The 10,505-nt window shown below is 64.7% G+C and carries 1 protein-coding gene; it reads left to right on the top strand.

All coding sequences use genetic code 11. The annotated features are described in order from the left end of the window. Positions 1 to 4: 4 nt before the first annotated feature. The gene (locus tag AAF481_12100; protein MEM7481907.1) at positions 5 to 10,438 is read left to right on the top strand and encodes a peptidoglycan-binding protein; all 10,434 of its coding nucleotides are present in this window, start codon (positions 5 to 7) and stop codon (positions 10,436 to 10,438) included. Positions 10,439 to 10,505: the final 67 nt, after the last annotated feature.

Raw genomic sequence — 10,505 nt, 5'->3', positions numbered from 1 at the left:
AGCCATGAGCACGAATGCGATCGAGAATCTTCAGCAAGCGGTAAAAACCGCAGCAGGCGCCGGATCCTTCGCGCTCGATACGGCGTTCTTGCGGGCCGGCCTGGACGATGAATCCGTCGCCGTACCGGAAAACTACGACACCATTCTCGCCGCCGCCTTCCAGGTGCCAAGCGCGGCTGATTTCTTGGTCACGGCGGCAGCGAGCAACGTGGGGCCAGTGGAGGGCGACCGCTTCACCGTACAGAACGCGAGCTTTCCTTTCCTCGGAAGCGCGCTGCAATCGGAGGGCACCCTCGTCTTCGCCCTGCGAACGGTGGATGACCAGCAGCAGTTGGTGGTCCAGATCGAAAGTGCGCCGGAGGGCTGGACCTGGACGGACTCGTTTGCCTTCATGGCCGGCTGGCCATTCACCTATCTCGACGTCCTGAACGCCACCTTTGTGTTCTCCACGGCGACGGGAACCTACCCCTGGGGAGACTCTTCGGGTCATGCGGTCGAAGGGGGAGCCAAGCAGAACTTCTCAGCCGGCATGCCGTTGCCCGATGTCGTCGCGCCCTTGCTCAGCCTGTTCGACGGCCTTCAGCCTCCGGCCGGGAATCTGGCCCTGTTCGGCGCCCTCGACCTTTCTGAATACAACGGCGACACGGTGCTCTTCCCCAGCGGCACCCTCAACGCGGCCATCCAGGGCGGTAGCTTCCAGCTCCTCTATTTGCAGGTCACGGACCCTCGGGTGCAGTTGACTCTTCCGCCTCCGGTCGACGATTCCGAAGAAGATTCTGGACAGACACCGAAGCTCACCGTGGCATCGGGAGTCGGGATCGGCACCGACGACTCGTCGTATCTCCTTCAGGTGGGTGTCTCTGCGCCGGCCGATCCGGCATCTGGCGAGGGCGAGGGGGATCAGAGCAACTTCACCATCGGACTCACCGCCACCGGCGAGGGCACACCGCTTTCGCCCAACACGATCATCGATCTGGTGGGTGGAGAAGGGAGCTACTTCGGCTCCACGCCGCCGGTTCTCCAGCAATTTCTGGCCTTGATCAGTCTGCAAGGGCTTAGTTTGGCCGGACAACTGGGGTCGGTGCCAACCCTCAACTCCGTCACGGTCCAGATCGGAAGTTCCAAGAACACATCCTTCACGCCGATTCCGAATGCGCCGGAGACGTTGAATTTCACCATCACCAGCTTCTCCTTGGACTGGGCCATCCAGAATCCGTTCGACAACACGGCTCGGCAGCAGACCTTCCTCTTCGCCACCGAGTTCACTCTTGCACCGGCGATATTCAAGGGGCCGAACGGCGAGGGCGACGGCATTTTCAGGGTGCAGTTCAGCTCGGGCCTCCAGTTCTTCGCCGCCTTCGACGGCACCGCGTCCCTCAGCGATTTCCTCTCCACCCTCACCAGCGGTGCCGTCTCGCTGCCGTCGAGCATCGAGGCGGAGCTATCGAACATCGAGCTCGGTGTCGACTACAACGCCAAGAGCTTCAACTTCTCGAGCGGGTTTGCGCTGTCGTTGGCTTTCCTCGAGGTGGACGGCAAGCCGATTCTCTCCATCTCCGACGGAAACGTGGGCGTGGGGGCGAAGACCCAGACGCAGGAGAACTCGGCCGGAGCCGTCCTGGTGCCGGCGGTCGAGGCCGCCACCCAAACCGTCTGGCAGAGCGAGATCAGCGGCCTGCTGGCGGTCGGGCCGTTGGGGGCCAACACCAGCATCGCCTATGACGGATTCCAGTCGCCGGCGCGCTGGAATCTGTCGGCCTCGTTGGCTCAGGAGATCGAGGTCCAGCAGTTGATCCGGCAGTTCTTCGATCCCGATGGCACCTACGACTTCCCCGATTTCCTGCCGGGGGACTTGACGATCAAGACCTTCGCCATCGAGGCCGTGATCCCGTCCGGCAAAGGTGGGCTAGCCACCACCTACGGGATCGACACCACCTTCTCGTGGTTGTTCGAGTTCGGGGAGCAGCAGGTCGGAATCGATCCCGCCAAGATCGCCCTGGCCTATGACGGAGCCAAGCCGGCGGGGCAGCAATTCTCTGGATTGGCCGAGGGCACCTGGGTGTACCCGGCGATCAATCTCGAACTGCTGATGGGGTACCAGTTCGAGACCACCGCCCAGGGGACCAGCAACCACATTCTGTTTGTCGAGTGGGAAGGCTTCCGCGCCGAATACGAGAGCGGCAAGGAGCAGGTCACCTTCACCCTCAAGGGCTGGAGCGTCGGCACCATCATCCAGGCTTTGGTGCGAACCCTGGGGAATCCGTACTTCACGCTGCCTTCGCCGTGGGACCTCTTGAACCAGGTCTCCCTGGACGGTTTGAGCGTCATCGTGTCCCTCAAGTCGGGGCAGTCCTTCTCCCAGCGTCTGTCGGCGAGCTACACCCTGTCGAGCCCTCTCGAACTGGGCTTCATCACCATCAACGGTTTGATCTTCCGGCGCGACACCACCGGCAAGGTCACCCTCGCCATCGACGGCACGATTCCCGGACCGCTGCTCGATTCGGCTCCGCCCGAAGACAAGCAAAAGCTCCAGAATCTCACCGACCCGGAGAAGGGCCAGGACAGCCAGAACCTGCCCAACATTCCGGGACGCGGCCAGTCCTACTTCAAGTTGTTCCTGTTGGTTCTCGGGCAACGCATCGGCATCACCGGCCACGCCAGCTTCAACAACACCAAAGAGGTGATCTGCGCCCTTGCGGACGTGCCCAACACCAGCGGCATGACCAACCCGGTGAACCCGAATGCTGATCAAGGCTCGCCGCCCGCTGGAGTGCCCTACTACGATCAGGGCAACAACTGGCTGATCGCCGGCCATCTCGGGTTGCTGAAGATCGCCGACGCCTGGACCATCGATCTGATGGTGGTGTTCAACGATCCGGACCTCTACGGATTGCGCCTGGCGCTGGCGGGTCCCAAAGCGGGGGGGCTCGCAGGCCTGGCGATCGATGTGCTCTACAAGAAGATCACCGACGACGTCGGAGTCTTCCAGATCGAGTTCACCTTCCCGGACTCGATCCGGAACCTCAATTTCGGGACGGTGTCCGTCGTGCTGCCGAACATCGGCGTCGAGATCTACACCAACGGCGACTTCTTCATCGACATCGGTTTTCCCTACAACCTGGATTTCCGCCGGTCGTTCTCGATTTCCGCCATCGTCTACGGCGTGCCGGTCTTGGGGTCCGGCGGCCTGTACTTCGGCAAGCTCTCGAACGCCACCGCGACCCAGGTACCGGTCACGAACAAGGGCACCTTCGACCCGGTGATCGTCTTCGGTCTCGGCCTACAGCTCGGCCTCGGCTACAACTTCATCAAGGGTCCCCTGAGCGCCGGCTTCGCCCTGACGGTCTTCGGCATCGTCGAGGGGGTCTACGCCCCTTGGCATCCGTACGCCCTGACCGACGGCGGTTCAAACGATGAAGCGTTGGAGAGCGACTACTACTTCAAGATCAGCGGCCAGGTGGGGATCATCGGCTTGCTGTACGGCACTGTCGACTTCAAGATCATCCAGGCCACCCTCAACGTCAAGATCACCCTTTCCCTCCAGATCACCTATGAGTCGTTCCGCGCCATCCCGCTGGTGGCGCGGGCCACCGTCGACGTATCCCTCAAGGTCAAGATCGATCTGGGCCTGTTCTCGATCACGGTGTCGCTTTCCTTCTCGGCCAACGTCTCGGCGGAATTCATCCTCGGCAGCGACCAGGTGGCGCCCTGGGACGACCAGCCGTCGTCGTTCATGCTGCGGCGCTCCTCGCTTCTCACCGAAGGGCCGGACGCGATCCTCGCTCGCTCGCGGGCTCTCCGGCCGCGGCCCAAGCGGGTGGTGCATCGAAGCGCGGCCGCGACCCCTACCCTGAAGATGGTGGCCTCGCCGCAGTTCACCGTCACGGCGCCGGAGGGAGCGACGGAGTACAGCCAGCAGCAGGGGGCCTTCGCGTTCCTCTTCTCGATGGACGCGCCGGACGCCACCGACCCCGACGGCAATTCCGGGGATACCTCCTTCGATCGGCTGTCCGAGGCGTTCTTCCCGTGGGTGATCGATGCCCTCGGCAACGGTGAAGGAGATGAGGTCGATCTCGCCGAGGCGGCCGAGACCACGGTGACTCGACCGGAGCTCGAGGCCTACGTCCAGCGCCTGGCGGATCTCGAGAATCCGCCCCTGGACATCGCCGACCTGCTCGAATTCATGGCTTCGGCGTTCGTGCTCGATGTTCTGACCAGTGCGCCGACGGACGTACCGTCGTGGACCCTGTTCCCGACCTTCGACGGCCTGTCCCTCACCGTACCGGATCCGGACGGGGGAGATCCCAAGACGGTGACCTTCGAAACCTACGCCACCGCGACTTCGGCCTACAGCAAGACGGTGAGCGAGATCTTCGCCGAGGTGCAGGCGGTGATCGAAGAGCAAAACGAGGATTCCGCCGGCCGCCTCGCCCTGGAGGACGACCCGCAGTCGATGGCGTCCATCACCTTCGTCGACACCTTCTCGATGATCGGCCGCCAACTATTGCAGGCCGCCCTCGATGCCCTCTCCAGCTATGCCTACGGGCTGTCGCCGACGGACTCCATCGCCAGCATTCTCAGCTGGGTGAACGAAGCCGGCAACGCCCTCGAGCCAGGCGATGTCGCGCTGCCCAATCAAGACCACGGCCTATCCCCTTCCCTCGGGTTGACCATCGCCGGCCTGACCTACACCATCCAGGGGAAGGACACCCTTCAGGCCATCGCCACGAGCTACTCGGACAGCGCCTCGCCGGCCCGCTGGACCACGACTCCGGCGCAGCTCATCGAGGCCAACGGCAAGGCTCGCATCCTGCAGCCGGACGTCCAGTTCACGGTGCAGGGAGACGAGGGTCCGGTCACCATCATCACCGGCCCCGGCGACAGCTTCGGAGCGATCGCCGAGTCCGTCGGGATCACCCTGGCGGAACTCGCCGGCCAAAGCGACCTGTACGACATCGAAGGCCTGTTGACTCCGGCGGCGACCATGGCCCTTCCGTCCATCGCCTACACCACCGCGCCGGCCGCGGCGGCGGAACCGTCGCCGGACACTTTGGCGAGCGTCGCCGGTCAGTTCGCCACCACGGTGCCGTTGCTGGCGGACGCCAACGTCGACGTCCAAGGTCTGTTCTCGACGGACGCCGAGGGCGGCTTGATCACCCTCGCACAGTTGACGGCCCTGCCGGTGGCCGACCTGTGGTCCGCCATCGCGGCCACCGATCAGGTCGCCCAAACGGCGGGCATGGTGGCGCGTTTCCTGATCTTCGGATTGCGCTTGCCGAAGCTTGACGGCCTCGCTCTGTCCAGTGAGTTCCTCTACCCGGCGGACCAGACGGCGTACAGCCTGTTCCAGCTCACCGGCCAGCAGTTCCCGACGCCGGCATCGCTGGGCAATGGCGCGACCTACGATGTGACGGTTTCCCGGGCCGGCAGCGCCCACGGCGTGGACCTGTCCTTCATCGAGTTCGACGGCGCCGCCGGCACCTCGGCCAAGGTCCCGCTGACGGAGGCCTTCGACCGATTGACCGTCGTGCTCGATTGGGCCAAGACCGGAGCCTTCCAGCCCGCTCCGTCCTACCAGGCGCTGCCGCTGTCGTCGCCGACGCCCAAGGCCTTGGCGACCAACACCTTCGCTTTCTGGTCGACCTCGGACATGGCGACCCTGGAGCGGCTGACGGACCGCGGCCAAGGCGCCGCGGCGGAGTCCAACGGACAGCGCCAGCCCATTCTCTGGCCCTTGCCGGCCAGTCTCCGGAGCCTGCTGGAGGCACGGCAGGCGAGCCTCGAACCGCTGTTCCCCAAGCTGGAAAACGTCTTGCCGCTGATGCCCCACTTCCAGCCGCAGGTTGGAAGCACCTCGCCGGCCAGCCAGCAGACCGCATTCCGCGACATCGACGACTGGGCCTGGGCCACCCGGGTGGACTTCCAGGTCAAGCGATTGCCGGCGAACGAGGTGACCGCCTTCGCCGGCACCGGCGCCGGATCCACGCCCTCGGGCCCCGCTTCGGCCCCCTCGCTGCCCAACATCTACGAGCTGGTGTCGCCTTCGAGCGAGGACGCCCTGCGCCTCGAACGGCTGTTGAGCGCGATGGATGAACTCGGCGAGGACATCGCGTCCGGGATCTTCCTGCTCTACGGCCAGGCCGGTCCCTCGGCGCCGGAACTGGTCACCCTCGGCGAGGAAGAGTTTCTGTCGTTCATCACTCAGACCAACCTGTCCACGGAGACCAATCCGCCGCGGTCCCTGCTGCTGGCGCGCGCCCAGGACGACGGCACCCCGCCGCGCGGCATCGCCAATTCGCCGGGCGAGTTCGTCAAGCTCCTATGGGAACTCAGCGTGGTGCGCAGCGGCGGCTATTACCTCTTCTACCAGGTGGTGGACGGTGGCGATGGCCTGCCGGCCTCGGTGTTCGATTCGAGCGGCTCCGCCACCTTGAGCATGGTGGTCACCTTCGCGGCCCAAGGCGCCGGCTCCTTTGGCGAGGCACCCCTTGACTTCGTCAATGCCTTCGTCTCGACGGACCCGATCGACACCGGCCAGGACATCGTCCAGCTCCTGTCGCAATCGGCTACCGCCAGGAGCGCGGAGACCACCGGCGCCGACGACGAAACGCTGCGCTCCCTGTCGGCCGTGTACGGGGCGGGTCCCGGGCGGATCGCCCAGGCCAATCGGGCGGTGCCGCTGCAAGCCGGCAAGGTCATTTCGGTGGCTGACGTGGTGCGTCAGCTCCGGCCTGCGGACGTGCAGGACCCCAGCAAAACCCTGGACGATCTCGCCGCCTACTACTCGGTGGGAGCTCAGCAGCCGATCACCGGGCAGGAGATCGCGGACTACAACCCGGGGGTTGCGGTCGAAGTCGCCGCGGTCTTCTACATTCCCACCATCGACTACGTGGTGGCGCCGGGCGCCGCGCCGGGAGACACTTTCGACTCCCTGGCGAACTACTACGGCCTGTCCATCGAGGCGGTGGCGACGGATGCGCTCACCGTCGGCGGGCTGTTCCCTCGAGGCACCGTTCTCGACATCGACAGCCAGCTCTTCGACCTGCGCTCCACCCTCGGGCCGCGCAACGTCGGAATTCGGCTCGAGCGTGAGAACCTGGGCGACCCTCCGGAGCTACCGCCGGATCCGACGCGAGCCGAGAAGGACGCCTACGCCAAGGCCTACATGTACTCGCTCTACAACACCCTGTCCGCCGGTTTCGACGCCAACCCCTTCTTCGACGCGAGCCCGCTCGGCCTGCCTTTCGGGCCCCAGGACCAAAGCGCTGAGGGCGAGGCGGTGGACGCCGCCTTCGCGAGTCAGGCTTCGGTGTGCGCCCGGCGGAGCGCCCGGCTGCAGTCGGCCGCCGAGGTGGACTTCGACTACCGCCAGTCTCTCGGCTACAGCAGCAAGTTCGCTCTGGTCAATGCGGCGCCGGAGCCGACCAGTCCCTACCTGCCCCCGAAGGAGTACAACCCCTACCTCGGCGTCGGCAGCACCGCCGAGGTCGCCCTGCAGTGGCAGGATCTCTTCGGTAACACCACCCTGACGCCCTTCGAGAAGCCTTCGGCCACCTATGACGGAGCGCTCAACGGTTCGGCGGCGCGGGTGCTGTACGGCGATCGCCTGCTCAGCGTCGCCGCCTGGCCCAATGCCAAGGCCACCTACACCTATGTGGGGGAGGACGGCGCGCCGCGGCTGCAGGCCGACTTCGCCCTCGATCCCTCGACCTATGCGGAGGACAAGGAACAGGCGAAACGGGACCTGGCGCTCTATCAGAAGGTTTATTTCCAGCTCCATCAGGACTACACCGGCCTGGGGGTGCCGGGCGTCTCCGGCAACGCCGTTTCGATGGTCTTGAGCAATTCCCTGCTGGCCGCGCCGGACACCGAGCTGTCGGCCGCCGAGAGCGACGTGATCCGCGGGTTCGTGCGCGATTGCGTCGAGTATCTGGTGAAGATCCTCACCGACGAGGCGGCGACCGAGCCAACGGCGCGACTCACCCTGCCGATCTCGCTGGACGGTGTGGTCGAAGGCAACACCATCGAGCTGGATTTGACCTTGACCTTCGCCCGTCAGCCGTTGCTCACGGAGCCGCCGGTGGCCGCCCTCAACGACGGGTTGTCGGTCACCGGTCCGGTCCTGCCGCAGGCGGACGGCGGTGAGACCGTCGCATACACGGAGTTCGCCACTGCTTTCGAAGGTCGGTTCCAGAACAACGATTGGTACATGAAGGTCGGCGAAGGGCTCAAGGAAACCGACGAAGGAGAAAACGAGAGCAGCCAACAACTTTGGGCCGTTCGCTTCGGCCGCGAGAAGGGAGAGGGAATCTTCTTCGAGATCGGCGATGCGCCGAGCTATTACGCCCCGAAACCGGTAGCCAAGGCGCTCACCAACCAGAGCGCGAACATCGTCAACTACCGGACCGGCGAACCGGAGACCTCGAACTTCACCGGCGTCGACCAGAACCTCTGGTTCCAGACGGTGCTCGATGCGATCGATGCCTTCCTCTCCGCACCGTACTCCTCCCCGGCTTTCATCTTGGACAAGATCCTGGGCACCGATGACCCCCTCGAGGACGGCTATCTGGGCAAGGTGCTGGCCGCCAAGCAGAGTCTCGCCGACAGCATCAGCTCCACCGTTCGGCCGGTGCTGACCACCAGCGCGACGGACGACTCCACCTGGTTTGCGGCGAACGAGAAACTTCGTCAGCAGCTTCTCAACCAGCTCGGACCCGCCTACGCTGCGGGAGCGGTGGTGATTTTCGATCTGAGCGATGTTTCGGGAGCGCCACCGAGCACGCTGAACGGTCCGCCGAGTCTCTACGGCCAGCCGGCCGGCGTGGTCGAGGCCGGAACTCCCAACCAGAACTACTCGCTGACCAACGGCAGAATCCCCTTGGGTCCGATGTCGGAGGGGGAGACCTACGAGCCGCGGCTGGCCTTCGTGCTCACCTCCAAGAACATTCTGGAAACGGCCTACGTGCCGCTCCATCTGTCCCTGCAGGTCAGTCACCTCGAATTCGACCGCACGGCGGTGCCGGGGATCGAGGGCTATGTGCAGAGTCGCTGGCTGCAGTTCGTCAACGGGCCGTTCGACTACAATCTCGGTTCCGAAATCTCGAACGTTCCGATCGTCAACCGGGCGCTGCCGACGCCTCCGACGGTCCAGAGGCAGGCCGCTGAGCGCCACGTCGACAACCCCACCACGCCGGCGGAGCTGGCCCAGTGGGACTACGGCTTCGAGTACCTCTATCAGCAGGCTGCCGGCGATGCCGTTCAGGTGACGGTGGAACTCAACTACCAGCTCGAAGGCGGCAACCTCGCCGCCCGCGCCGCGCAGCCGTCGCTGTTCGAAGCTCTGGCGCAGTTCGTTGCCTCCTATCCGGCGATCCTCGCGGACTTCAACGAGTATCTGCGGAAGATCGACGCCGAAGACCCGGATCAGGCCACCGTTGACAACGCCGAGAAGGCCGTTTCGACCTTCCAGGCCTTTGTCACCGCCGTGGCCTCCGCCTATGCGGCGTCCCTACAGCCGCGCGCCACGGCAGCCGTCGCGGACGCACCGGAACTGGTGCGCATTGCCTTCGAGACCACCCTCGATCAGACCGCCGAGGGCAATGCCCGGACGGACATCTTGAACCTGACCATCGACGATCTGCCGGCCACCTGGAATGCCGACACCAACACCATTTCCAACGGCACCGTCACCTTGCCGGCGCCGGTGATTTGGATCGATCCCGAGAACTACCAGGCGGAGGCCCTGAAACCTCCGCCGGAGCCCGTAGAGATCGCCTACGTCTACCGCAAGTGGGGCACCGCCGATCCCCCGGAGTACCTGTCGTATGCCGATGCCCTGGCGAATCCCTTGCGCATCACGGTGTTCTTGGGTCTCGACGTCTTGGCCTATCAGAACGCCTGGTCGGAGATTCTTGTGCAGCGCAACAAGTTCCTGTTCCCGATCGAGGATGCCGACGACGTCGCCACCACCCAGGACTTCCTGTTCCAGACGCCGGTGGTTCGCTTTGCGGATCCGATCGTTCCGCGGCTCGTCTATCCGTTCTTTCCGCTGCAGCGCGAAGAAGAAGGCCTCGAAGCCTCCCTCAATACCTTCTTTGCCGGTCTGTTCTCCGGCGGCAACGGATCGACCTCCGTCGAGGTGGCGATGGACAGCGCCTATTCCTACCTGCTCTTGCCGGAACTCGCCAAAGTGCCGCGCACGGATTTGCCGATCAGCCTCTTGCCACCCACCGAAGCCTCCGTCGTCGCTTCGCCGCCACCGGCCTTCATCGCACCCTACGCGGACGTGATCGACGCCTGGATCGAGAGCCGAAAACCCACTCGGTCCGGCACGCCTCGAATCGACTCGGGCCTGAAAGTTTTCGGCGTCGCCAGCGCCAAGCAGCCCTTGATCAGCGTTGGGGAGTTGGCCTATTCCGTCGAGGATGACGGGGAGTAGGGAATAGCGGTCGGGCGTAGACGGCCTACCAGACGCCGAACTTCGACTCCGTTGCGACCTGCGCCGC

This window comes from Acidobacteriota bacterium, from assembly GCA_039030395.1.
GTDB lineage: Bacteria > Acidobacteriota > Thermoanaerobaculia > Multivoradales > JBCCEF01 > JBCCEF01.
The sequence above is the reverse complement of the archived record's forward strand: the minus strand, read 5'-3'. Positions and strand labels throughout refer to the sequence as shown.